This is a genomic window from Ensifer sp. D2-11 (assembly GCF_054161295.1).
The window spans coordinates 612,255-632,974 of the sequence record NZ_CP096433.1 but is presented as its reverse complement, the minus strand read 5'-3'; the positions used below and the strand labels follow the sequence as shown (position 1 = coordinate 632,974).

General features: G+C 63.1%; 26 protein-coding genes and 2 pseudogenes. 12 read left to right on the top strand and 16 right to left on the bottom strand.

All coding sequences use genetic code 11. From position 1 onward, the window contains the following. Positions 1 to 52: 52 nt before the first annotated feature. From M1D34_RS03005 to M1D34_RS02970, 8 genes are all read right to left on the bottom strand, one after another. Positions 53 to 820, bottom strand: coding sequence for an ABC transporter ATP-binding protein (locus tag M1D34_RS03005; RefSeq protein WP_003536332.1), 768 nt, complete (start codon positions 818 to 820; stop codon positions 53 to 55). Beyond that, positions 817 to 1,650, bottom strand: a complete 834-nt coding sequence (locus M1D34_RS03000; protein ID WP_318880840.1) for an ABC transporter ATP-binding protein — start codon at positions 1,648 to 1,650, stop codon at positions 817 to 819. The genes M1D34_RS03005 and M1D34_RS03000 overlap by 4 nt, the downstream gene beginning before the upstream one ends. Then, positions 1,647 to 2,579: an ABC transporter permease gene (locus M1D34_RS02995; RefSeq protein ID WP_003536334.1), complete on the bottom strand. Its 933-nt coding sequence runs from the start codon at positions 2,577 to 2,579 to the stop codon at positions 1,647 to 1,649. The genes M1D34_RS03000 and M1D34_RS02995 overlap by 4 nt, the downstream gene beginning before the upstream one ends. Then, positions 2,576 to 3,637, bottom strand: coding sequence for an ABC transporter permease (locus tag M1D34_RS02990; RefSeq protein ID WP_033051920.1), 1,062 nt, complete (start codon positions 3,635 to 3,637; stop codon positions 2,576 to 2,578). The genes M1D34_RS02995 and M1D34_RS02990 overlap by 4 nt, the downstream gene beginning before the upstream one ends. 23 nt (positions 3,638 to 3,660) lie before the next feature. Continuing rightward, on the bottom strand, positions 3,661 to 5,301 hold the full coding sequence (locus tag M1D34_RS02985; protein WP_003536336.1) for an ABC transporter substrate-binding protein: 1,641 nt from the start codon (positions 5,299 to 5,301) through the stop codon (positions 3,661 to 3,663). A gap of 47 nt (positions 5,302 to 5,348) precedes the next feature. Further along, the gene (locus tag M1D34_RS02980) at positions 5,349 to 6,404 is read right to left on the bottom strand and encodes a dipeptidase (protein ID WP_498780586.1); all 1,056 of its coding nucleotides are present in this window, start codon (positions 6,402 to 6,404) and stop codon (positions 5,349 to 5,351) included. 179 nt (positions 6,405 to 6,583) lie between these two features. Next, positions 6,584 to 6,856 carry an SMR family transporter gene (locus tag M1D34_RS02975; protein ID WP_064744416.1) on the bottom strand — a complete coding sequence of 91 codons (273 nt, stop codon included), beginning with the start codon at positions 6,854 to 6,856 and terminating at the stop codon, positions 6,584 to 6,586. A gap of 116 nt (positions 6,857 to 6,972) precedes the next feature. Next, on the bottom strand, positions 6,973 to 7,533 hold the full coding sequence (locus M1D34_RS02970; RefSeq protein ID WP_498780584.1) for a TetR/AcrR family transcriptional regulator: 561 nt from the start codon (positions 7,531 to 7,533) through the stop codon (positions 6,973 to 6,975). A gap of 136 nt (positions 7,534 to 7,669) precedes the next feature. Here M1D34_RS02970 and M1D34_RS02965 point away from each other — a divergent pair, with 136 nt between their 5' ends. The 5 genes and pseudogenes from M1D34_RS02965 to M1D34_RS02945 form a co-directional block, all read left to right on the top strand. Next, positions 7,670 to 7,942 (top strand): AbrB/MazE/SpoVT family DNA-binding domain-containing protein, encoded by a 273-nt coding sequence (locus tag M1D34_RS02965; RefSeq protein WP_003536345.1) that lies wholly within the window; start codon positions 7,670 to 7,672, stop codon positions 7,940 to 7,942. Next, positions 7,939 to 8,343, top strand: a complete 405-nt coding sequence (locus M1D34_RS02960) for a type II toxin-antitoxin system VapC family toxin (RefSeq protein ID WP_498780582.1) — start codon at positions 7,939 to 7,941, stop codon at positions 8,341 to 8,343. Before M1D34_RS02965 ends, M1D34_RS02960 begins: the two co-directional genes overlap by 4 nt. Before the next feature lie 127 nt (positions 8,344 to 8,470). After that, the gene (locus tag M1D34_RS02955) at positions 8,471 to 8,863 is read left to right on the top strand and encodes a globin domain-containing protein (RefSeq protein WP_318880839.1); all 393 of its coding nucleotides are present in this window, start codon (positions 8,471 to 8,473) and stop codon (positions 8,861 to 8,863) included. A 5-nt stretch (positions 8,864 to 8,868) separates the two neighbouring features. Further along, positions 8,869 to 9,243, top strand: a complete 375-nt coding sequence (locus M1D34_RS02950) for a DUF423 domain-containing protein (RefSeq protein WP_498780580.1) — start codon at positions 8,869 to 8,871, stop codon at positions 9,241 to 9,243. A gap of 122 nt (positions 9,244 to 9,365) precedes the next feature. Continuing rightward, a pseudogene (locus M1D34_RS02945) lies at positions 9,366 to 9,586 on the top strand (type II toxin-antitoxin system Phd/YefM family antitoxin); the annotation flags it as partial. Between the two features lie 237 nt (positions 9,587 to 9,823). Here the strand turns inward: M1D34_RS02945 and hmuQ are convergent. From hmuQ to M1D34_RS02920, 5 genes are all read right to left on the bottom strand, one after another. Continuing rightward, entirely contained in the window at positions 9,824 to 10,138 is a 315-nt protein-coding gene (gene hmuQ, locus M1D34_RS02940; protein WP_003536354.1) for a heme-degrading protein HmuQ, read from the bottom strand. A 12-nt stretch (positions 10,139 to 10,150) separates the two neighbouring features. Next, positions 10,151 to 10,417: a hypothetical protein gene (locus M1D34_RS02935; RefSeq protein ID WP_027990615.1), complete on the bottom strand. Its 267-nt coding sequence runs from the start codon at positions 10,415 to 10,417 to the stop codon at positions 10,151 to 10,153. Between the two features lie 52 nt (positions 10,418 to 10,469). Then, complete coding sequence (locus M1D34_RS02930) at positions 10,470 to 10,883, bottom strand: DUF2325 domain-containing protein (protein WP_003536357.1); 414 nt, start codon at positions 10,881 to 10,883, stop codon at positions 10,470 to 10,472. Between the two features lie 205 nt (positions 10,884 to 11,088). Then, entirely contained in the window at positions 11,089 to 12,015 is a 927-nt protein-coding gene (locus M1D34_RS02925; protein ID WP_498780577.1) for an energy transducer TonB family protein, read from the bottom strand. Positions 12,016 to 12,055: 40 nt separating this feature from the next. Further along, positions 12,056 to 12,490 (bottom strand): hypothetical protein, encoded by a 435-nt coding sequence (locus M1D34_RS02920; protein WP_027990618.1) that lies wholly within the window; start codon positions 12,488 to 12,490, stop codon positions 12,056 to 12,058. Between the two features lie 187 nt (positions 12,491 to 12,677). Between M1D34_RS02920 and hemP the strand changes: the two genes are divergently transcribed. The 7 genes and pseudogenes from hemP to M1D34_RS02885 all read left to right on the top strand — a co-directional run bounded on the left by hemP (position 12,678) and on the right by M1D34_RS02885 (position 17,889). After that, positions 12,678 to 12,860 carry a hemin uptake protein HemP gene (gene hemP, locus M1D34_RS02915; protein WP_318880832.1) on the top strand — a complete coding sequence of 61 codons (183 nt, stop codon included), beginning with the start codon at positions 12,678 to 12,680 and terminating at the stop codon, positions 12,858 to 12,860. A gap of 10 nt (positions 12,861 to 12,870) precedes the next feature. Next, positions 12,871 to 13,931: pseudogene (locus tag M1D34_RS02910) on the top strand (hemin-degrading factor). A gap of 57 nt (positions 13,932 to 13,988) precedes the next feature. Further along, the gene (locus M1D34_RS02905; RefSeq protein ID WP_498780574.1) at positions 13,989 to 14,939 is read left to right on the top strand and encodes a heme/hemin ABC transporter substrate-binding protein; all 951 of its coding nucleotides are present in this window, start codon (positions 13,989 to 13,991) and stop codon (positions 14,937 to 14,939) included. Continuing rightward, complete coding sequence (locus M1D34_RS02900) at positions 14,926 to 16,044, top strand: FecCD family ABC transporter permease (protein WP_498780572.1); 1,119 nt, start codon at positions 14,926 to 14,928, stop codon at positions 16,042 to 16,044. Before M1D34_RS02905 ends, M1D34_RS02900 begins: the two co-directional genes overlap by 14 nt. An 8-nt stretch (positions 16,045 to 16,052) precedes the next feature. Continuing rightward, positions 16,053 to 16,841, top strand: a complete 789-nt coding sequence (locus M1D34_RS02895; RefSeq protein WP_127597912.1) for a heme ABC transporter ATP-binding protein — start codon at positions 16,053 to 16,055, stop codon at positions 16,839 to 16,841. Positions 16,842 to 17,047: 206 nt separating this feature from the next. After that, positions 17,048 to 17,410, top strand: a complete 363-nt coding sequence (locus M1D34_RS02890) for an ElaB/YgaM/YqjD family protein (RefSeq protein WP_003536371.1) — start codon at positions 17,048 to 17,050, stop codon at positions 17,408 to 17,410. A gap of 47 nt (positions 17,411 to 17,457) precedes the next feature. Continuing rightward, entirely contained in the window at positions 17,458 to 17,889 is a 432-nt protein-coding gene (locus M1D34_RS02885) for a hypothetical protein (protein ID WP_498780569.1), read from the top strand. 181 nt (positions 17,890 to 18,070) lie between these two features. Here the strand turns inward: M1D34_RS02885 and M1D34_RS02880 are convergent, their stop codons facing one another. The 3 genes from M1D34_RS02880 to rsiA1 form a co-directional block, all read right to left on the bottom strand. Next, positions 18,071 to 19,576: a sensor histidine kinase gene (locus M1D34_RS02880; RefSeq protein ID WP_010969936.1), complete on the bottom strand. Its 1,506-nt coding sequence runs from the start codon at positions 19,574 to 19,576 to the stop codon at positions 18,071 to 18,073. Between the two features lie 293 nt (positions 19,577 to 19,869). Beyond that, positions 19,870 to 20,424 (bottom strand): RNA polymerase sigma factor, encoded by a 555-nt coding sequence (locus M1D34_RS02875; protein WP_003525557.1) that lies wholly within the window; start codon positions 20,422 to 20,424, stop codon positions 19,870 to 19,872. 7 nt (positions 20,425 to 20,431) lie between these two features. After that, positions 20,432 to 20,599, bottom strand: coding sequence for an anti-sigma factor RsiA1 (gene rsiA1 / locus M1D34_RS02870; RefSeq protein WP_003525565.1), 168 nt, complete (start codon positions 20,597 to 20,599; stop codon positions 20,432 to 20,434). Positions 20,600 to 20,720: the final 121 nt, after the last annotated feature.

The window sequence follows — 20,720 nt, the reverse complement described above, 5'->3', positions numbered from 1 at the left end:
ATCCCGGTCTAAAATGTCGAGTATCAACCCGGTTGAACAGAGGGTCCATTCCCTACGCGCTTTGTGCCACCGCTTCCCGCCTGAACCCCTTGCTCGCGACCATCAGGTTGCGCGTATATTCCTCGGCAATGCGGCCGGCCACCAGGTCAGCCGAACTCAGCCGCTCCACCACGCGGCCGTTCTGCATCACGGCCAGCCGCTCGCACATGTGCGTGACGACGCCGAGGTCGTGGCTCACCATGATGAAGGTCAGGCCGCGGTCGCGCCGCACCTCTTCGAGAAGGTTCAGCACTTCCGCCTGCACGGACGCGTCGAGCGCGGAGGTCGGCTCGTCGAGGAGCAGGATCGAGGGCTCCAGGATAAGCGCGCGTGCGATCGCGATGCGCTGGCGCTGGCCGCCGGAGAGCTGGTGCGGATAGCGGAAGCGGAAGCTGGAACCGAGGCCCACCTCGTCCAGGGCCTTCAGGATGCGGCGCTCGCCGTCTCCGATGCCGTGGATCGCCAGAGGCTCCATCAGTTGCCGGTCGACCGTCTGGCGCGGATGCAGCGAACCGTAAGGATCCTGGAACACCATCTGCACCGCCCGATAAAAGGCCTTGTCACGACGCGTGCCACGAACCTCGCGGCCCGAAACGCGGATCGTCCCCTCGCTTGCGGCGGTGAGCCCGGCGACGGCGCGCAAAAGGGTGGACTTGCCCGAGCCGGATTCGCCGACGAGGCCGAAGGACTCGCCCTTCGCGACATCTACGCTGACGGCGTCGAGCGCCTTGAACTCGTCGAAGACGACGCTCAGATTTTCGACGGATACGGCCTCGGTCATAGCGCCCACTCCGGTTTCCGGTCGAGAACCGGCAATGGATGGCGATCCGCCCCGATCACCGGCATGCAGTTCAGGAGCCCTCGTGTATAGGGATGCTTGGCATTGCCGAGTTCCGACGCGGCGATCTCCTCGACGATCCTGCCCGCATACATCACCAGAACGCGGTCGCAGAAAGACGAGACGAGGCGCAGGTCGTGCGACACGAAGATCAGCCCCATGCCGCGTTCCTCCACCAGTTTGTCGAGGATCGCGAGGACTTCGAGCTGAACCGTCACGTCGAGCGCCGAGGTCGGCTCGTCCGCGATCAGGAGTTCCGGACCGGCAACCAGCATCATCGCGATCATCGCCCGCTGCCCCATCCCGCCCGAGACCTCGTGCGGATAGAGGTCGAAGACGCGGGAAGCATCGCGGATCTGCACGGCCGCGAGCATGTCGAGCGCCCGCTCCCGCGCTTCCGCGCGGCCGACCTTCTCGTGCCGCCGCAAGGTCTCGACGATCTGCCGTCCGATGCTCATTACCGGGTTCAGCGAATATTTCGGATCCTGCAGGATCATGGCGATGCGCTTGCCGCGCAGGTCCCGCCGGAGTTTCGGGGAGGCCGAAAGAAGATCGATCCCTTCGAAGGCAAGCCGTTTCGCCGTCACCTCCGCATGCGGCGGCGTCAGCCCCATGATGGCGCGGCCCGTCTGCGACTTGCCGGAGCCGCTTTCGCCGACGATGCCGAGGCGCTCGCGCCCGAGGGTAAAGGAAACGCCGCGCACCGCCTCCACTACACCGGTGCGCGTCGGGAACCGGACCCGGAGGTCCTCGACGGTCAGAAGCGGGCTCATTGGCCGCTCTCCCGCGGATCGAGCGCATCGCGCAGCCCGTCGCCGAGCAGGTTGAAGCCGAGGCTGACGATCAGAATGGCGATGCCGGGCATGGTCGCCACCCACCACTGGTCGAGAATGAAGCGCCGGCCGGAGGCGATCATGGCACCCCATTCCGGCAGCGGCGGCTGGGCGCCGAGACCGAGGAAGCCGAGGCCAGCCGCAGTCAGGATGATGCCGGCCATGTCGAGCGTAACGCGGACGATCAGCGACGACATGCACATGGGCATGACATGGCGGAAGACGATGCGCAGCGGCGACGCGCCCATCAACCGCACCGCGGCGATGTAATCGGAATTGCGCACCGTCAGCGTTTCGGCGCGGGCGATGCGCGCATAGGGCGGCCAGGAGGTGATGGCGATCGCGATCACCGCATTTTCGATCCCCGGGCCAAGCGCCGCGACGAAGGCGAGCGCGAGCACGAGCTTCGGAAAGGCGAGGAAGATGTCGGTGATGCGCATGAGGACCGCGTCGACCCATCCGCCGGCATAGCCGGCGACGGCGCCGACGATCAGGCCGACCGGTGCCGCGATGATTGCGACGAGAAGGACGACGAGGAGCGTCAGCCGCGAACCGTGTATCAGCCGGGACAGGATATCGCGGCCCTGGTCGTCCGTACCGAGCAGGTAACCTTCGCTGCCGGGCGGCAGAAGCCGCGCGCCGGCAAGGTTTCCGATGACCGGAGAGTGAGGCGCGAGCGCATCGGCAAAGATCGCAACGAATACGAGCGCCAGCAGAATGCAAAGGCCGAGCACCGCAAGCCGGTTGGCGGAGAAGCGCCGCCAGGTCATATAGGCGCGGCCGAGCCGAGCCTGGGTCCGCGACTGCGGGCGATCTGAAAGCAGCCACTCGCGGCGCGTCGTCGGGCGTGTTTCGGTGGCAAGGCTCATCGGGCACGCGTCCTCGGGTCAAGCGTCCGGTAGAGAAGGTCGGACAGGAGATTGATGGCGATGAAGACCGATCCGATGATGATCGTGCCGCCGAGAACGGCATTCATGTCGGCATTCTGCAGCGAATTGGTGATGTAGAGGCCGAGCCCCGGCCAGGCGAATACGGTCTCCGTCAGGACCGACCCTTCGAGCAGGCCGGCATAGGAGAGCGCGATCACCGTCACCAGCGGCACCGCCGCATTGCGCAGCGCGTGCGTCCATATGATCCGCGCCTCAGAAAGCCCCTTGGCGCGCGCCGCAACGATATATTCCTGCTGCAGCTCGTTCAGCATGAAGCTGCGGGTCATGCGGCTGATATAGGCGAGCGAGAAATAGCCGAGCAGCGAAGCCGGCAGGATGATGTGCCGGAAGACGTCGCGGAAGACATCCCATTGACCCTGCCAGGCCGAGTCCAGGAGGTAGAAACCGGTAACCGGCGTGAAGCTGTATTCGTAGACGATATCGATGCGGCCGGGATAGGCGACCCATTGCAGCCGCGCATAGAAGACGAGCAGCGCGAGCAGTGCCAGCCAGAAGATCGGCACGGAATAGCCGACGAGGCCGATCACGCGAACCACCTGGTCGGCGATGCTGCCGCGCTTGACGGCGGCGAGAACGCCGAGCGGCACGCCGATGAATGCACCGATCAGCGTTCCGAGCGTCGCGAGTTCCATGGTCGCCGGAAAGACGCGGCGGATATCCGCCATGACCGGATTGGTGGTCAGCACCGAAGTCCCGAAGTCGCCGGTGAATGCTTGCCGGCAGTAGATGAAGAACTGCTGGTAAAGCGGCAGGTTGAGCCCCATCGCCTCGCGCGTGCGTTCCACGACGTGATTCGGCGCCCGATCGCCGAGAACGGCAAGCACCGGATCGATCGGGATGACGCGGCCGATGAAGAAGGTGACGGCGAGAAGGCCGAGATAGGTGGTTGCCACGACGACGAGAAACTGCAGTACCGCGACAAACGCCTTCCGGGAACGGGCGCGCCGGCGCCCGCTCATGGGTTCAATTCCGCTCATGCTCAAGGGAACGGTCCTTTCGACTATTCCTTGGATACGTTCCAGACGTAGTTGGTGTCGAAGCTCGGTCCGAGCTTGAAGCCCTGGAGGTTGCCGCGAAGCCCGGCGACCTCCGTCTGCTGGAAGATGAAGACGAACGGACTATTCTCGAGAACCGTCTTCTGCAGCTCCTTGTAGATATCGGCGCGCTTGGCGCTGTCGCGTTCGAGGAGCGCGTCCTTGGTCTTCTTGCTGAGTTCCGGAACGTCCCAGGCGTTGCGCCATGCGAGCGTCTTGTTCGTGCCTTCGTCGGAATTGTCCGGATTGTTGGTGAAGGTATCGGCATTCGAGTGCGGATCGAAATAATCCATGCCCCACTGGCCGATATACATATCGTGGTTGCGGGCGCGATACTTGGTCAGCGTCTGCTTGCCGTCACCCGGAATGATTTCGAGCTTCACGCCCGCCTGCGCCAGCGTCTGCTGGAAGGATTCGGCAACGCCGGTCACCGGCTGGGTGTTGCGCACGTCCATCGTGACCGTGAAGCCGTCGGGATAGCCGGCCTTCGCCAGCAGTTCCTTCGCCTTGGCGACGTCGAAGGTATAGGGGTTCTCGTTGAGAGCACCGAGCACGCCCTTCGGCAGGAAGCTCTGGTGGATCTCGCCGATGCCCTTGATCAGCGTCGCGCCGATCGCGTCATAGTCGACCAGATACTTGAACGCCTGCTGTACCTCGGGTTTTGCCAGCGTCTCGTTCTTCTGATTGAGACTGATATAGTAGACCGTCCCCTTCGGAGCGCTCGCCGTCGCCAGATCGGCATTCTTGCCGACAGCCTCGTAATCGCCGGGTTCGAGGTTTCGCGCCACATCGATGTCGCCGGCTTCGAGCGCGAGCCGCTGGCCCGAACTTTCCTTCATGTGGCGGTAGATGACGCGGGCGAGTTTCGCCGGTTCGCCGTAGAAGTTTTCGTTCCGCTCCAGCACCACGACCTCGTTTGCGCGCCATTCGCGCAGCTTGAACGGGCCGGACCCGGCATAACCGGTCTTCAGCCATTCATTGCCGAAATCGTTGTCGTATTTGTACTCGTCGCTCGGCGTCACGGATTTCACGTGCTCGAGCACGAGCTTCTTGTCCACGACCGAAGCAACCGTCGCCGTCAGACAATTCAACACGAAGCTCGGCGCATAGGGCTGGTCGACCGTGAAGACGAAGGTCTCCGCGTCGGCGGCCTTCGCCTTTTCCGTGACATTGTCGCCGGTGAGGCCGAACTGCGTGAGAATGAAGGCCGGGCTCTTGTCGAGCTTGACGGCGCGTTCGAACGAATAGGCGACGTCCTCGGCGGTGATCGGATTGCCGGAGGCGAATTTCATGCCGGATTTGAGCTTGAACGTATAGGTCAGTCCGTCATCGGAGACCGTCCAGCTTTCGGCGAGATCGCCGACGACCTTGGACGTGTCGTTGAGATCGAGCCGGACGAGCAGGCTGTAGGTATTGCTGGTCATCTCGGCGGTCGAGAGCTCGAAAGCTTCGCCCGGATCCATGGTGATGATGTCGTCGAACGCGAAGCCCTCGACCAGCGTATCCTTCGGCGTTTCCGCGAAGGCCGGCTGGGCCGCACCCATCGCCATGGCGAGTGCCGCCGAGGCGGCAAGAACTCGAAAACGTCCGTTGAGCTTATGCATCATGTTGCGCTTCCCTCTTTTAACCCTTCTCGGGCTTTTCTTCATGATGATCAGGCAGGCTCGTGCCATGCCTGACCCAGAACTCTCAGCCAGTTCTCCCGGCATATTTTTGCCAGTTCGGCGTCACCATATCCGGCGTCTTCCAGCGCGGCAACGAGCTTCTGATTTCCCGCCGCGTCGGCGATTTCCTCGGGGATGGTTGCGCCGTCGAAATCGGATCCGAGCGCCACGCAGTCGATACCCATACGCTCGACCAGATAGTCGAGGTGGCGGACCATGTCGGAAAGCGGCGTCGCCGCGTTCTCCTGCCCATCGGGGCGCAGCATCGTCGTCGCATAGTTGAGGCCGACGAGCCCGCGGCTCTCGCGGATGGCGTCGAGCTGCCTGTCGGTCAGGTTGCGGGCGACTGGCGTCAGCGCATGAACATTGGAGTGGCTGGCGACGAGCGGCTGGTCGGTCGTCTTCGCCACGTCCCAGAAACCCTTTTCCGTGATGTGCGCGAGGTCGATCAGAATGCCGAGCCGGTTGCAGGCGCGCACGAGTTCGAAGCCGGCTTCGGTAAGGCCGGGCCCCGTATCGGGCGACATCGGATAGGCGAAGGGAACGCCATGGCCGAATACGTTGTGGCGGCTCCATACGGGGCCGAGCGAGCGAAGTCCGGCGGCATGGAAGGTCTCGAGCGCCGCGAGGTCGGGCCCGATGGCCTCGCAGCCCTCCATATGCAGGACGGCGGCAAACACCTCGTCGGCCATCGCCGCACGTATCTCTTCAACCGAGCGGCAAAGCCGCCAGGCGCCGGCGCGGTCGAGCTTGAACGCGATGTCGGCAAGCTCCATGGCGGTCGCGAGCGAAGGCAAGTGGTCGAGCGGCGCCGCCATGGGCGTCGCGTAATGGCCATTCTCATCCGGCGTCTTGAGCACCAGATCGCCGGATGGGACGTAAATCGCACAGAGGCCGCCTGCGAGACCGCCTGCCTTGGCGCGCGCCGCATCGATATGGCCCTTGTCGGTCCCCTCCGAAAACTCCGCCACTGGGTCGGCACCGCCGCGTGCATGTTGCCAAAGGCGCAAAAGCACATCGTTATGGCCGTCGAAAACCGCCTGCATTCCCAAATTTTCCTTCGTTATATCAAGGGGATCGGGATGGGACATCGCCACCTCGCGTCCGGACGGAGACGAAGCGCGATGCTATTGAAACGGATCGCGCATTTCAATGAATATCCGGGAATTTCAGTGGATAGGCTGTAGCGAAAACTTGCAGGAAGCCGGCCGCGATCTTCACGCGCTCAATGGAACGTGGACTTCGAGAAGAGGTTGAGTACCAGCACGCCGGCGATGATGAGCGCCAGCCCGAGAATGGCCGGCAGATCGAGCTTCTGACCGAAAACCACGTAGCCGGCGATCGAGATCAGCACGATCCCGAGGCCGCTCCAGAGCGCATAGGCGATGCCGACCGGGATGTAGCGCAGCGCATAGGAGAGGAAGAAGAAGGCGACTGCGTAACACAAAACCATGAGCACGGTGGGGGTCAGCCGCGTGAAGTGCTGCGCCGCCTGCATGGCGGAAGTGCCGAGCACTTCGAAGACGATGGCGATCACCAGAACGGTGTAAAGCGTGGCGGGATTCAAGGAACGTCTCCGATCGAAGTATGGGAAAGCGGCACCGGTCTGGCCCTCTATTCCAGCGAAAGCGCGTTGAGCTTCTGAAGCAGGATCGCCCGGGTCGGTGCTTCGATGTCATGGCTGCGCATCAGATCCGACAGCCAGACACCATCGGCGGCGAAGCGGGCGAGCAGGCAACTTGGCGAACTGTCCGTCGCGGCGAATTGCGTGGACCGGCGCGCCACCCATTCGCGCCAACGCTCCTTGAGATGCGGCTCGGCCAGGAGCGCAATGGTCAGCATCTGCCAGCCTTGCGCCTCCGCCTCCGCGTCGAGCGCGAAACAGACGCCGAGATAGGCCCGCGTAAAGCGTCCCTTCTCGACGGCATCTCCAGCCATCGCTTCGTCGAGGGCGCTGTCGAAACGCGCGACGAGGTCATCGAAGAGGGCGTCGAGGAGAGCCAGCTTGTTGGGGAAATGGTGCAGCAGCCCGCCTTTGCTGACACCCGCCGCCTGCGATACGGCGTCGAGGGTCACCGCGGCGACGCCCTGCTCCAGCGACAGGCGTGCCGCAACCTCCAGCAATTGCCGGCGGACGCGTTGCGGTTGCTTCTTCCTGGAGGGGGCGCTTGTCATGGCCCATAAACATACCGTCTGGACGGTTTGTCAAGTCACTTTCTTCAGGGCGATGTTTGTCGCGCCGAGGCAGATCATACTTGATCTGACATGGTTCGGCATATACATTTAGGCATATACAAAGGAGACGAATGCCATGCCCGTCCCGTTGCCGTCATCGCGACCTAAAGAAGTAAAGCTGTTCCGCAATAACCGCAGCCAGGCAGTCCGTATTCCTGCGGAGTTCGAGTTGCCTGGAGACCGTGTGTTGATCCGTCGCGAAGGAACGAGACTCATTATCGAACCGATAGCCAGGCCAGCCGATATCGTGGAGCTTCTCGCGGAGTGGAAGAAGGAAGCTCCCCTCGGACCTGAAGACCGGTTCCCGGATGTTGAGGATATACCCGCCCGGCCGGAGAAAATCTTTTGAACGGCTATCTTCTCGATACGAACATCATCAGCGACGTCATTCACAATCCGTTCGGACCGGCTGCGCAACGCATCGAACGGATCGGCCCGAAGGAGATTTACACCAGCATCGTCGTCGCGTCCGAGTTGCGGTATGGTTGCGCAAAAATGGGATCGGCGAAGTTGCTCGCCAAGGTCGAAAGCTTGCTGGAAATCGTCCCGGTGCTGCCATTGGATATTCCGGCCGACACCCGATATGGCAGCATTCGTGCGGAATTGGAGTCTCTGGGGCAGACCATCGGCTCCCACGATCTGTTGATTGCCGCGCATGCATATGCGCTGGACCTGACGCTGGTGACGGACAATATCCGTGAGTTCAGCCGCGTTCGTGGCCTTAGTCTGGAAAACTGGCTTGAGCGATAGGCGACACGTTTTCCACGCCTCCTCCTAACGAGCATGTCTGCCGCGCCGAAAAGCCGCAAGCGAAGGAATGGCGAGCCATTGCCCGCCCGGGTCGCGCGCTGTACCAATCCCGGCGAGGATTGTGACCATGACGGAACCGCAAACGACGACGCTTTACGAGGCGATCGGTGGCGATGCCACCGTGCGTGCTCTGACGCAGCGCTTCTACGAACTGATGGACAGCCTGCCGGAGGCTGCGCACTGCCGCGCGGTCCACCCGCCGGATCTGACCGGCAGCGAGGAGAAGTTCTACGAATATCTGACCGGCTGGCTTGGCGGACCGCCGATCTATGTGCAGAAACGCGGCCATCCCATGCTGCGCCGCCGGCACTTCATTGCCGGGATCGGGCCTCTCGAGCGCGACGAATGGCTTCTCTGCTTCAGCCGCGCACTCGAAGAAACCGTCTCCCACCCGAAGCTGAGGGAGATCATTCTGGAGCCGATCACCCGGCTCGCCCATCATATGCAGAACAAGGAATAGCCAGGATGCCGAACAGGGGGCTGCGCTCGACCATGCTTTTCGTCGCCGGCCTCATGGGCCTCTTCGGCGTCGCGAGTGCCGCCGCCGCTTCGCATGGCGATCCGCGTCTTCTCGGCGGCGCATCGACCATGTGCCTCGCCCACGCACCGGCGCTGGTCGCGCTTCATGCCGGATGGGCGCACTTCCGCACCGCCGCCCTCGCTGCCTTGCTGCTGGCGGCAGGCACGGCACTCTTTGCCGGAGACCTCACCATGCGCCATTTCTCGGGCCACGGCCTCTTTCCAATGTCAGCGCCGCTCGGGGGCCTGACGATGATGGCCGGCTGGCTTGCCGTCGCGATCGGGGCATTCCTGCCTCGGAAGCGTGATGAGGACGCGTGAGACGTAGGGTATTTCCGGAAAGCTGCGCAGCTTCAAAGGCTAGGTGCCTTCGAAGGCAGTGAGGCTGGATTCCCGGGCGAAAAATGCTCTATGTGCAGGCCGGTTAGCTGATTGAGGTTCCTATGCAGGTTACCATCCGTAACGCCAAAACGAACCTGTCCAAACTTATCGAGGCGGCGGGCGAAGAAGTCGTCATCGCCAAGGGAACAGTCCCTGTTGCCCGGATCGTTGCCCTTCCGCAAAACAAGTTCACGATCGGGCTGCTGAAAGGCAAGGTTGCGGGAGAAGGGCCTGATTTCTTCCATTCTATGCGTGAGAATGATAGATTGCGCTTTGGGAAGGCGAAGCCTCACGGCTGCACTTGAACGTTGGCAAAACAAAGGGTTGGATTTTCGCGGCTCGGTGAAAGCGGGCCGATTTCTGTGCTCGTCACGGGGATCCAGCCAGACCAAGTCCGTGGACTGAAAAAACATTCCCCGCGCCGCAGCCGCGGCGCTGCTCTCATCTCTGTGACAAGCACAGAGATGAGGAAGCGGAGAGACTGCAGTCCTTCGATAGAAGAATCTCAACAGGCCTAAGATCAGGCACCCTCGACGACGGTAAAGCCCTCGAACTTCGGCGGACCGAGATACATTGCCTTGTTTTCGCCGGCGCTTCGGTGCGCCGCGCGGAAATTGTCGGACTTGGTCCAGGCGATGAAGGCGTCCCTGTTCTCCCAGGCCGATTTCGAAATAAAAGGCGTGTAGCCTTCCTCCGGCACGCTGTCGCCGCGCAGCAGATGGAATTCGATGAAGCCCGGCATCTCCGAGAGAGAAGAGTCGCGCGCCTTCCAGACCGCCTCGAAGGCCTCCTCCTGACCGGCTGCGACACGGAAACGGTTCATGGCGAAGTACATGCGTTAACTCTCCTAGGCCTTCTTTTGCGAGACGGGCTGCGCGATCATTCGCGGAAACGGCAGGATAGCTCCCTCGCTCGGCGGCGCAAGGCCGAGAGGATCCCTCGCCGGCGGGCGCGCCTGCCAGCTGGGAAACTCGGTCACGTTTTCGTTTTCCTCCAGCATCCGTGCCCGGCGGGTGAGAAGCTCGTAGAGCTCGGGGACCAGTCCGTCACCGAATTGAGAAGCGAGTTTGTGGAGACCGATCATCGTCATCTGATCGGGACGCTCGTCATGCATTTGAAAGCTCCATGCGGCCGGCAGGAATGCCGTCTGACCGCTCGTATATGGTTCAATTCTCGCTTCCGTTTCCGGTCAGATCCTGAAGCGCCCGCTCGAGGCTCGACTTCGAGCCGTTGCGCAGCGGCACGAAGGCCTTGCCCCACTTCTTGCAGCCCGTCTTCACGCGAAGACACGCATCGTGGCTGATGCAGTCGATCGGGCAGAAGACGCAGTCGACCGAGGGCAGGACACGATCGATGCGCGATACCGCCTCTCGTAAACCACCGTCATGGTGGATGAGTTCCGCACCGTAGGAACTGGCGATCTGGCGCAGATGCGCGACCTGGCAGTCGCGCCCGCCGACATAGAGGAAGCTGCGGCCCTCGAGCGTTACCTTGCCGGCATTCGGTTGCGGCGCGCTCGCCGCGTCTTTCGCCCTGCCCTTGCCGCCCTTGCCTGAATTCTGGTGCCGCTTGCCACCCATCCGTCGTCTCCGTCTTGCTCCGCGACGCCGGCATTGCCGTCCATCGCCAATCAGATTTGGCACACACCGATCGGTTGCGTGACGGAGGCAACCTATAAAACTTGATAGAGGGAGTAAAGTATAAACATGAGTGCTTTAATCATATTTTTAGAGCCTGTCTCCCGCGGCATATTCCTTGCTCGCGGAAGCAGGTCGCAGCCTGAATTCACCGGGTGAAGGCCACCGGAATGTTGAATTCCCATCTGTCGCGCCCCGCCCCGGCGGGAATGGCTGGGAAGGGTGCTGCCCGGCGCACGGTTTCCAACGCGGCTTGATCAAGGACGGGCGAACCGGCGCTCTTCGTTATGCCGACCCTTGCCACCCCACCACCGGACGTTACGGTAAAGCTGACATGGGCAACTCCACGCAGGCCTTGCCGTCTAGCCTCGGCCGGGTAGCGAATAGCGCGGGTCAGCTTTCTTCTGACCTTGCCGGGATAGTTCGACACCGCGGCATTGCCGATTTCCCGCGAGGCGCCCCGGCTTTCTCCCGTGGCGGCAGCCGCCGTGGCAGTCTCTGCGCCGTCGGCCTTGCCCTTTTTCTGCGATTTCGCCTGAGTGCCGCCCTCACCTGCCTTTTTCCGGACGACCTTCTTTTTCTTCGCCGGCTCCTTGTTCGGCTCAACCTTCTCGACTTCGGGCTTCAGGACTTCCTCAGGGTCCGGTCTCTCCTGCGGAATGACGGTCTCGACCGGAGCGATGCTTGCGATCACGTCTGATTCTTCGACCTGGCTCGCCGGCATTTCTGCTGCGGGAAGGATGACGTCCGCTTCCGTCGGCGTCATTTCGGACGGCTCCTGGGAGACAGGTTCGGTCGGCACCGGCTCCACGGCTTCGACCACCTCTTCCGTCGGTTCGCTTTCGGTCGGCTTCAGTTCCTCGGGCGTCTCTTCCGCCGGCTCCACCACTTCGGATGGGTCCCCCGCCTGGACGGTATCTTCGAAAGCATTGCCGAGCAGCGACACTTCCACGGTGGAGCCGCCGGCGATGAGCGCCAGCTCCTTTTCCTCTTCGGGCGCAAGCAACATCGCCCCGCCGGCATGCGCCAGTAGGGAAAGGCCGATCGCCGCCGCCCATTTCGCCATGTGTTTCATTCTGTCTTGCCTTCCGCCGGCAATTTCGAGGACGCGAACCTCAGCCCTTGAGTTCCACGGCCGATTTCGAGCCGGTCTTCAGGTCGGTCATGCAGGCGCTCTTGTCGACGCCTTCGCCGACGCAGGTCGGTGCATCGTTGATCAGCAGGCTCTTCACCGCCTCGCATTTTGTACCCGGCAGATCGAACTGCCTGACTTTCGTCTTGCCCGCGGGGAGATCCCTGAAATCGAGCACGGCCATGCGCTCGACCAGGCCTTTCTGATCGAAGAGCACGAATTCGAACGAAACCTTCGAAAGCGACTGAGCAAGCGCGTTACCGGCGACGAAGGTCAACTTGCATCCTTTTTCCGACGGCGCGATCTCGTTGAGCTCGATCGAAAGGCCGGCCGGCGCGGCGGCATCCTGCGCTCGGGCTGCCCCTGCCGTGACGAGAGCTACGCAGGCCGCAAAGGCAAAACGGGAAAAATAAGTCATCCTGACACCACTCGCTGTCCGCGTCGGTCCATTGGGTCCCCGCACGCGTTGCTTTTAAGTTGACCACAACATTCCGGTATTGCGTCCTTAAAGAAATATGAGTAATGAAGTCAAGATACTAAATGGAATGGGCGGGACCAATGGATGACGCGCTCGTCTCGTCTCCAACTCGCGAATTGGCAAGACCGTGACACCGAACGACAACGATAGTCCACGATCCCCGCAAACGGTGACGCCGCTGAACCGGCCGCAACCGATCGTCGAGAGCCACGACCTTTTCCGCGGCCACAACGAGATTCTCATTTCCCACGACGGGGCGATTTACCGGATGAAGATCACCCGCCAGGGCAAGCTGATTCTGAACAAGTAGCGAGATGACGATGACTAAGAGCATTCGCCCCACCCCGTCCGAAATCCGGGCCTATCGCGCCGAGAATCCGAAACTGCGCGAACGCGACATCGCCGCGAAGCTCGGCATTTCGGAGGCAGCGCTCGTCGCTGCCGAATGCGGCCTCACCGCGGTCCGGATCGAAAGCAGCGCCGGCCGCTTCCTCGAGCGCGTCGAGGAGTTGGGCGAAGTCCTTGCGCTTACCCGCAACGAAAGCGCCGTCCACGAAAAGGTCGGCGTCTACGAGAACATCAAGCAAGGACACGCCGCGGCTCTGGTGCTTGGCTCCGAAATCGACCTGCGCATCTTTCCGGGCGCCTGGGCACATGGTTTCGCCGTGACCAAGACGGATGCGAAAGGGGAGGTTCGCCGCAGCCTGCAGTTCTTCGACAAGTGGGGTCATGCCGTCCACAAGGTTCATCTGCGTCCCCAGTCGAACCTCGCCGCCTATGATAAGATGGTCGAAGATCTTCGCCTGGACGACCAGTCGCAGGACTTCATCGCCGATGCCGGCGCGCCCGCAACCGACGATGCGGTCGATGCCGCAGTCGATACGGCAGAGCTGCGCGACCGCTGGTCGAAGCTCACGGACACGCATCAGTCCCCGGCATGTTGCGCAAGCTCAATATCGGACGGCGCCGGGCGCTGCACGCGATCGGCGACGACTTCGCCTGGCGGCTCGACACGGCCTGCATCGAGATGATGATGCGCAGTGCTGCAGAGACGGCGCTGCCGATCATGTGCTTCGTCGGCAATGGCGGCGTCATCCAGATTCATTCCGGTCCGGTCGTCAAGATCGGCACGATGGGGCCGTGGCTGAACGTGATGGATGAAACCTTCCATCTGCATCTGCGCACCGACCATACCGCCGAGCTCTGGGCCGTGCGCAAGCCGACCGCGGACGGACACGTGACCTCCCTCGAAGGGCTCGACGCCAAGGGCGAGATGATCATCCAGTTTTTCGGGAAGCGTAAGGAAGGTTCCTCGGAGAGGGCCGAATGGCGCAGCCTGGTCGAGGAGCTGCCCCGTCTGGAAGCCGTCGTCGCGGCCTGATGGTGCCGCCCAACCGGGCGGCGGTTTGGGACGACACGCATAGATTCAAAGGAAGTGATGATGAACGGCTTCGCTATCCGCCGTCTTCGGCGTTGGGAAATGGCCCTCGCGGCCTTCGCGCTGTCGGCGCCCTTCGTGCTGCCCTCGCTTGCGCCGGGAGCCCCGCCTTTCCTGCGCCCGGCGATGGCCGAGGTGCTCGAGCAGCCGGACACCTCCCGCGTCGTCTCGGTGGGCGGCGCGATTACTGAAATCATCTATGCGCTCGGCGAGGAGAACCGCCTCGTCGGCCGCGACTCCACCAGCATTTACCCGGAGGCGGCAACCAAGCTGCCGGATGTCGGCTACATGCGGCAATTGGCGCCCGAAGGCGTCCTCGCAGTCAATCCGACGGCAATCGTCGCCGTCGAGGGCAGCGGCCCGCCGGAAGCGCTCGCTGTGCTCAAAGAGGCGAACATTCCCTTCACCAGCGTCCCCGAGACCTATGACAAGGACGGCATCGTCAATAAGATCCGCGCGGTCGGCGCTTTCCTCGGCGTGAAGGAAAAGGCCGAAACGCTCGCGCAATCCGTGGAGAAGGATCTCGCCGCCGCCATGGCCGACAGTGCCGCTCGCCCGCAAGGCGAGCGCAAGCGTGTCCTCTTCATTCTAAGCACCCAGGGCGGCAGGGTTCTCGCCTCCGGTACCGGCACCGCCGCCGCCGGTATCATCGAGCTTGCCGGCGCGGTCAACGCCGTCGGCACCCTGCCCGGCTACAAGGCACTGACTGAGGAGGCGATCATCGAGGCCAAGCCCGATGTAGTCCTGATGATGAATCGCGGCGGCAGCCACGCTGCAGGCCACGACGAACTCTTCGCCCTTCCGGCGCTCAGCCTGACCCCGGCTGCGAAGAACAAGGCACTGATCCGCATGGATGGGCTGCATCTGCTCGGCTTCGGCCCCCGCACGGCAGGTGCCATCCGCGAACTGAACGCCGCAATCTACGGAAAGAAGACCAATGCCTCGCAGTGAGGCCATGGAAGGCGCGATGCGCAGGCCGGCACTTGCCGCCCGGATCGTCCGCGACTGGCGCAGCGGAGACCGGGCGGGCCTGGCGCGTTGCCTGATCGCAGTGCTGGCGGTGCTTGCGGCGGCGACGTTCATGACGTCGATAACGACCGGCGCGGCGGATGCATCGCTTTCCAGTATCTTTCGCTGGCTCTCCGGCGAGACCGATCAGGCCATGAGCGCACGCGACCGCATCATCATCCTCGATATCCGCCTGCCGCGCGCCGTGCTCGGAATGCTCGTCGGCGCGTCGCTTGCCGTTTCCGGCGTGGTGATGCAGGGCCTCTTCCGCAACCCGCTGGCCGATCCCGGCCTCGTTGGCGTTTCCTCCGGCGCAAGCCTCGGCGCGGTGCTTTTGATCGTGCTCGGTGATGTTGCCTTTGGCCCGCTCTTCGCAGTTTTCGGCTTCTATGCCCTCCCCTTCGGCGCCTTCCTCGGCGGCCTTGCCACCACGCTGCTGCTCTACCGGATCGCGACCCGCGGCGGCCAGACGTCGGTCGCGACGATGCTGCTGGCGGGCATTGCGCTGGGCGCGCTTGCCGGTGCAGTCACGGGCGTACTCGTCTTCATCGCGGACGACAAGCAACTGCGCGATCTCACTTTCTGGGGCCTCGGATCGCTTGCCGGCGCCAACTGGACCAAGATCGCCGCCGCCGGACCGATCATCCTCCTGTCTCTTGCAGTCGTCCCTTTCCTGGCGCGCGGGCTCAACGCCATCACGCTCGGCGAAGCCGCCGCCTATCACATGGGCGTCCCGGTCCAGCGGTTGAAAAACATCGCCATCCTAAGCGTCGCCGGCGCCACCGGCGCGTCGGTGGCCGTCAGCGGCGGCATCGGCTTCGTCGGCATCGTCGTTCCGCATCTCCTGCGGCTGGTCATAGGCCCGGATCATCGCTACCTGCTGCCGGCCTCAGCCCTGCTTGGCGGCACGCTTTTGATCTTCGCCGACATGCTCGCCCGCACCATCGTGTCGCCGGCCGAACTGCCGATCGGCATCATCACCGCCTTCGTGGGTGCGCCCTTCTTTCTCTGGGTGCTGCTCAGGGGCCGGTCGAACATGGGACTTTGATTGCGGCCATGATCAGAGCATCCGATATTTCCGTCCGCCTCGCCGGAAGACAGGTGCTGCACGGCATCTCCCTCGAAGCCGCCCCCGGTGCAATGACTGCAATCGTCGGCCCGAACGGATCGGGAAAGACCACGACCTTGAAGGCGATCTCGGGCGAGCTCACGCCTTCGGCCGGCAAGGTCACCATCAACGGTCGCGACATCGCAAGCCTGAAACCGTGGGAGCTTGCGCTCAAGCGCGGCGTGCTGCCGCAGTCGACCGTCATTTCCTTTCCGTTCACCGTTCGGGAGATCGTGCGCCTCGGCCTCATGGCGAACGGCGGCGGGGCTTCCGCCCACGGCCGGATTGCCGACCAGGCGCTCGAAGCCGTCGATCTTGCCGGATTTTCGGGGCGCTTCTACCAGGAGCTGTCGGGCGGCGAACAGCAGCGGGTCCAGCTCGCGCGCGTCCTCTGCCAGATCTCGGCCCCGGTCGCAGCCGGTGAACCGCGCTATCTCCTGCTCGATGAGCCGGTATCGAGCCTCGACATCCGCCACCAGCTCACGATCATGCGGCTTGCGCGCCAATTCTGCGCCGACGGCGGCGGTGTCGTCGCGGTCATGCACGATCTCAACCTTACATCGATGTTTGCCGATCAGATCGTGATGATGAAAGCCGGCCGCATCCGGGCGCGCGGAGCACCGAAAGACGTGCTGACCGACGAGACCATGGAAGCGGTCTTCGGCTGCCGAATGCGGGTGAGCGTCGCTCCGGCACACGATATCCCGTTCGTATTGCCGCAGTCCGCCACGATGTGAAGCTGAGCTCACCGCGGCAACGTCAGGATTTACCGAAACAAATTCCTCCCTCATGCGTTGATCTACAATGCCGGCGTGTACATCGCGCCGCCGCGTGTCCTATCGGGCGCACAAAAGAGCCGGGGAGTGTGCCTTCGCCGGCCGATTCGCATGAACCGATCACATGCCGGCCGTTTCGCGCCGGCACAGCAGCGAGGGAGAAGACAATGGCGACAGGCATGTTCTCAGGCTCGGGCAGCCGCAAGCGCAACGGCAGCGCGATCGACCCGTCGGTAGAGGATCAGCTGAACGAAATACGCGAAGACATCGCGCAGCTCATGGCGCTGATTGCCGACCGCGGCGCTGCGGCTTCGCGTGACGCAAAGGCCAAGGCGCGCGGCGCCCGTGACCAGGCCGAAACCGACCTGCACGCCCTGATGGAGAGCGGCGAGCAGATGCTTTCCGACTTGCGCGGCCGCTATGCGGATACGGAAAGGGAGGTCCGTCGGACGATACGCGAGCATCCTCTTGCGACGCTCGGCACCGCAGCCGTAATCGGCCTCATCGCAGCCGCTTTGCTGCGCCGATGAGGCCCTGCCAGGCATCGCGTTGACCGAGTATGAAGGGGAGCTACCTTATGGGGACACTCGGGACTGTCCTGTCGGCCCTGCTTGCGTTCGACGCCGCCGCTGCGGCGTCGCGCTATAAGCGCAATGCGGTCCTCTGGGCCATCATCGCCGTGCTTCTCGGCAGCGCCTACGTCTTCGCCCTGATCGCAATCGCCCTGCTTCTCTCGGCGCGCTATTCGCCCGTCGCCGCAGCGCTGACGGTAACCGCCGCCCTGGTGGTGACCGCCCTGGTCGTCATCGGCCTCATGGCCGGGCTGAACGCCCGCGACCGCCGGCTTGCCGACGAACGCCGGCGCCGTTCGGCGATGCGGACGAATCTTGCGCTCGTCGCAGTGACAAGCATCCTGCGCAAGCAGCCGCTGCTGGGCGCGGCGACCGGGATTGCCGTTGCCGCGCTGCTCGGACTGAGCCGGGGCCGCAAGCGCAGCGACGATCGTTAGTTTGGAATTCCGCACTTGGGTGGCCCCTCATCCCGCTGCCGCGACCTTCTCCCCGCAAGCGGGGAGAAGGGACAAGCCTCAGGCCCATCATTCGTCGTTGGGTGACTGAGGGGCGAACCGCGAGTCCCCTTCGCCCCGCTTGCGTGAAGAAGGTGCCGGCAGGCGGATGAGGGGCAAATCATCAAAGCGGCAGCCGGATCAACGCCGTGACCCCCGCAGGCAGATATTCGACTTTCACCGAGCTCCCGATGATCTTGTCCAGGCTGCGCTCGATCAGGATCGAGCCGAAACCGCGGCGACGCGGCTCCCGAATGGGCGGCCCGCCCACTTCGGTCCAGGTCAGATGCAGCACGGACTCGCCGTCCTCGACCACGCGGCGCGCGGTCAGCACGATCTTCCCCGTCGGGACCGAGAGCGCGCCGTATTTTACGGCGTTCGTCGCCAATTCGTGCAGCACCAGTCCAAGCCCGACGGCCTGGTCGGGACCCAGCAGGATCTCGTCCTTGTGCAGCTCGACCTGTTGGGAATAGTCGCTGACATAGGGCAGCAACTGTTTCGAAATCAGTTCCGAAAGGTGGATCGTGCCCCATTCGTAGTCGGAAAGGAGCCCGTGCGCCTCGGAAATCGCCTGAAGCCGGCCGGCAAAGGCGGTCATGAACTCGGCCGGGTCACTCGTTTGCCGGAGCGTCTGGCGGGCGAGCGACTGGAGCATTGCAAGCGTGTTCTTGACCCGGTGGTTGAGCTCCTTCAGCAACAGCCGCGTACGGTTTACCGACGCCTGCTGGTCCGAGACGTCGATCGTCATGCCGAGAAAGCTCAGCGGCGCGCCCTTGCTGTCCCGGTCGTGCACGCGGCCGCGGCCGAGCAGCCATCGCCCGTTCGTGCCGATGCGAAACATGCCGTCATATTCCTCGTTGGCAGCCATCGCCTGACGGAGCTTCGAGAAGGTCGGGATGCGATCCTCGGGATGAATGGCGGAGAAGATCGCCTTGGCGCCGACGGTGCGCTCCGGCGGAAGGCCGAACATGCGCATCATCGCGCCATTGCCGGAGACCGTACCCGCGCGAATGTCCCAGAGCCAGCTGCCGACATTGGCCGCGTCGAGCGCCATGGCGAGCCGCTGCTCCTCGCGCGAAAGCGCTGCCTCCTTGAGCGCACGGCGGCGCGCCTCGTCCTTCAGCTTGAACAGCGAGGCGGCGACACCTGCGATGCGCTGCAGCTCGCTTTGCCGCTTGGCCGAGACCTCGGACCGGGGCTCGACATCGAGAACCGCGACGGTTCCTATCGCCTGACCGTCCAGAACAATCGGCGCGCCCGCATAAAAGCGCACGAATGGCGGACTGCCGACCGCCCGGCGGTGGCGGAACGCCGGATGGCGGGAGGCATCAAGCACGAGGAAGGGGCCGCCATCGCCTGCCGCAATCGTATGAACGCAGAAGGACTCGCGAACGTGCGACCGCGTTTCCGTCGTTCCGATGCATGCCTTGAACCATTGCCATTCGCGATCGACCAGGCTGACGAGAGCGATAGGCGCGTCGAAAAGGCTCGCGGCAAGCCGCGCCAGCCCGTCGAAATCCTCGTCGGGGACCGACATGTCCGGCACGGCAGCCTGAAGGACACCGAGCCGCTCCGGCGCGTCGAGCACCTGCGCTACCGCTGGAAGCATCGCCTCTGTCTTTTCACGCATCCGGCCTGAACTCCAAACTCGCGCAGGCACCTGAAATTCGGCTCCGCTGAATGTTTCCTTCGACCGGAGCCGATCCAAGGATGAAAACATACAGCAAATTGGAGCAATATGGCGACCGCGCTCCGTCGATCGAACGCTGCCCTCGGAATGCCCGCTTCCGTTCCCGAGCCACCGTTATCCGGCACCGCTCTACTGCATATGTCCTTGAATCGTTACCGATTCAAGGACATGCAACAAATCGAGGTGCTACCGCGGCCCTTGCGCGTCCGATACGACCGCGCTGCAGGATCGAATCACGAAACGAAGGCACGCGAGGTGATGGGTGCGGAGGTCTCGTCAGGCCCGTAGTCGTTTTCTCCCCTGACCTGTAGAATTTCCTGCAGCCGCTGACGCGCCCTGTTGACGCGGCTCTTGATCGTTCCGAGCGCACAACCGCAGATCGTGGCGGCCTCCTCGTAGGAGAAGCCCGAGGCCCCCACAAGGATGATCGCTTCGCGTTGATCGGGCGGCAACTGTTCGAGCGCCCGGCGGAAATCCTGCAGATCGAGCGAGCCGTATTGTTCCGGGTGATGTGCAAGCGTTTCCGTCAAGTGGCCGTCGCTGTCCTGCACCTCGCGCCCACGCTTGCGCATCTGACTGTAAAGCTCGTTGCGCAGGATCGTGAAAAGCCAGGCCTTCATGTTGGTACCGATCTCGAAATGATCCTGCTTGGCCCAGGCCTTCATGATCGTGTCCTGCACGAGATCGTCCGCCCGGTCGTGCCGCCCGATCAGCGACATCGCAAAGGCGCGCAGGCTCGGCAGCGCGGCAAGCATCTCACGCTTGAACTCTTGGTTTTCGGATGACATCCGGCGCTTACTCCTTGCCCTGCAGAGCCGATTGCTGTTCCGCAGCTTCCAGCTTTTCCAGTAGATCGAGAAAGCGTGCCGGTATCGCTTCCTCCTGCACCGACTGGTAGAGGGCCTTCAGCTTCACCGCAATCTGCGCATTCGGATCGTCGGAGGACGGACTTTTACCGATCATCCGCCCTGCCCCTGTCGTATATCTCATTGTTGCAATTTCGCCCTTGAAAGTTCGCCTGCACCATAACGCCTCGGAAAAATGAAATGTTCCGAAGCGGAACCATTTTTTCGGAGAAACGTTT

Bases quoted from the DNA above. Each gene is read 5' to 3' on its own strand.
- M1D34_RS02935 (WP_027990615.1), bottom strand. From the start codon at position 10,417: ATGCATGACGAGCGTCCCGATCAGATGACGATGATCGGTCTCCACAAA.
- M1D34_RS02895 (WP_127597912.1), top strand. From the start codon at position 16,053: ATGATCAGAGCATCCGATATTTCCGTCCGCCTCGCCGGAAGACAGGTG.
- M1D34_RS03000 (WP_318880840.1), bottom strand. From the start codon at position 1,650: ATGAGCCCGCTTCTGACCGTCGAGGACCTCCGGGTCCGGTTCCCGACG.
- M1D34_RS02925 (WP_498780577.1), bottom strand. From the start codon at position 12,015: ATGAAACACATGGCGAAATGGGCGGCGGCGATCGGCCTTTCCCTACTG.
- M1D34_RS02875 (WP_003525557.1), bottom strand. From the start codon at position 20,424: ATGTCATCCGAAAACCAAGAGTTCAAGCGTGAGATGCTTGCCGCGCTG.
- M1D34_RS02995 (WP_003536334.1), bottom strand. From the start codon at position 2,579: ATGAGCCTTGCCACCGAAACACGCCCGACGACGCGCCGCGAGTGGCTG.
- M1D34_RS02970 (WP_498780584.1), bottom strand. From the start codon at position 7,533: ATGACAAGCGCCCCCTCCAGGAAGAAGCAACCGCAACGCGTCCGCCGG.
- M1D34_RS02985 (WP_003536336.1), bottom strand. From the start codon at position 5,301: ATGATGCATAAGCTCAACGGACGTTTTCGAGTTCTTGCCGCCTCGGCG.
- M1D34_RS02885 (WP_498780569.1), top strand. From the start codon at position 17,458: ATGGGGACACTCGGGACTGTCCTGTCGGCCCTGCTTGCGTTCGACGCC.
- hmuQ (WP_003536354.1), bottom strand. From the start codon at position 10,138: ATGTACTTCGCCATGAACCGTTTCCGTGTCGCAGCCGGTCAGGAGGAG.
- M1D34_RS02965 (WP_003536345.1), top strand. From the start codon at position 7,670: ATGCCCGTCCCGTTGCCGTCATCGCGACCTAAAGAAGTAAAGCTGTTC.
- M1D34_RS02890 (WP_003536371.1), top strand. From the start codon at position 17,048: ATGGCGACAGGCATGTTCTCAGGCTCGGGCAGCCGCAAGCGCAACGGC.
- M1D34_RS02905 (WP_498780574.1), top strand. From the start codon at position 13,989: ATGATGAACGGCTTCGCTATCCGCCGTCTTCGGCGTTGGGAAATGGCC.
- M1D34_RS02920 (WP_027990618.1), bottom strand. From the start codon at position 12,490: ATGACTTATTTTTCCCGTTTTGCCTTTGCGGCCTGCGTAGCTCTCGTC.
- M1D34_RS02980 (WP_498780586.1), bottom strand. From the start codon at position 6,404: ATGCAGGCGGTTTTCGACGGCCATAACGATGTGCTTTTGCGCCTTTGG.
- M1D34_RS02950 (WP_498780580.1), top strand. From the start codon at position 8,869: ATGCCGAACAGGGGGCTGCGCTCGACCATGCTTTTCGTCGCCGGCCTC.
- M1D34_RS02955 (WP_318880839.1), top strand. From the start codon at position 8,471: ATGACGGAACCGCAAACGACGACGCTTTACGAGGCGATCGGTGGCGAT.
- rsiA1 (WP_003525565.1), bottom strand. From the start codon at position 20,599: ATGATCGGTAAAAGTCCGTCCTCCGACGATCCGAATGCGCAGATTGCG.
- M1D34_RS02900 (WP_498780572.1), top strand. From the start codon at position 14,926: ATGCCTCGCAGTGAGGCCATGGAAGGCGCGATGCGCAGGCCGGCACTT.
- M1D34_RS02990 (WP_033051920.1), bottom strand. From the start codon at position 3,637: ATGAGCGGAATTGAACCCATGAGCGGGCGCCGGCGCGCCCGTTCCCGG.
- M1D34_RS02880 (WP_010969936.1), bottom strand. From the start codon at position 19,576: ATGCGTGAAAAGACAGAGGCGATGCTTCCAGCGGTAGCGCAGGTGCTC.
- M1D34_RS03005 (WP_003536332.1), bottom strand. From the start codon at position 820: ATGACCGAGGCCGTATCCGTCGAAAATCTGAGCGTCGTCTTCGACGAG.
- M1D34_RS02930 (WP_003536357.1), bottom strand. From the start codon at position 10,883: ATGGGTGGCAAGCGGCACCAGAATTCAGGCAAGGGCGGCAAGGGCAGG.
- M1D34_RS02975 (WP_064744416.1), bottom strand. From the start codon at position 6,856: ATGCAGGCGGCGCAGCACTTCACGCGGCTGACCCCCACCGTGCTCATG.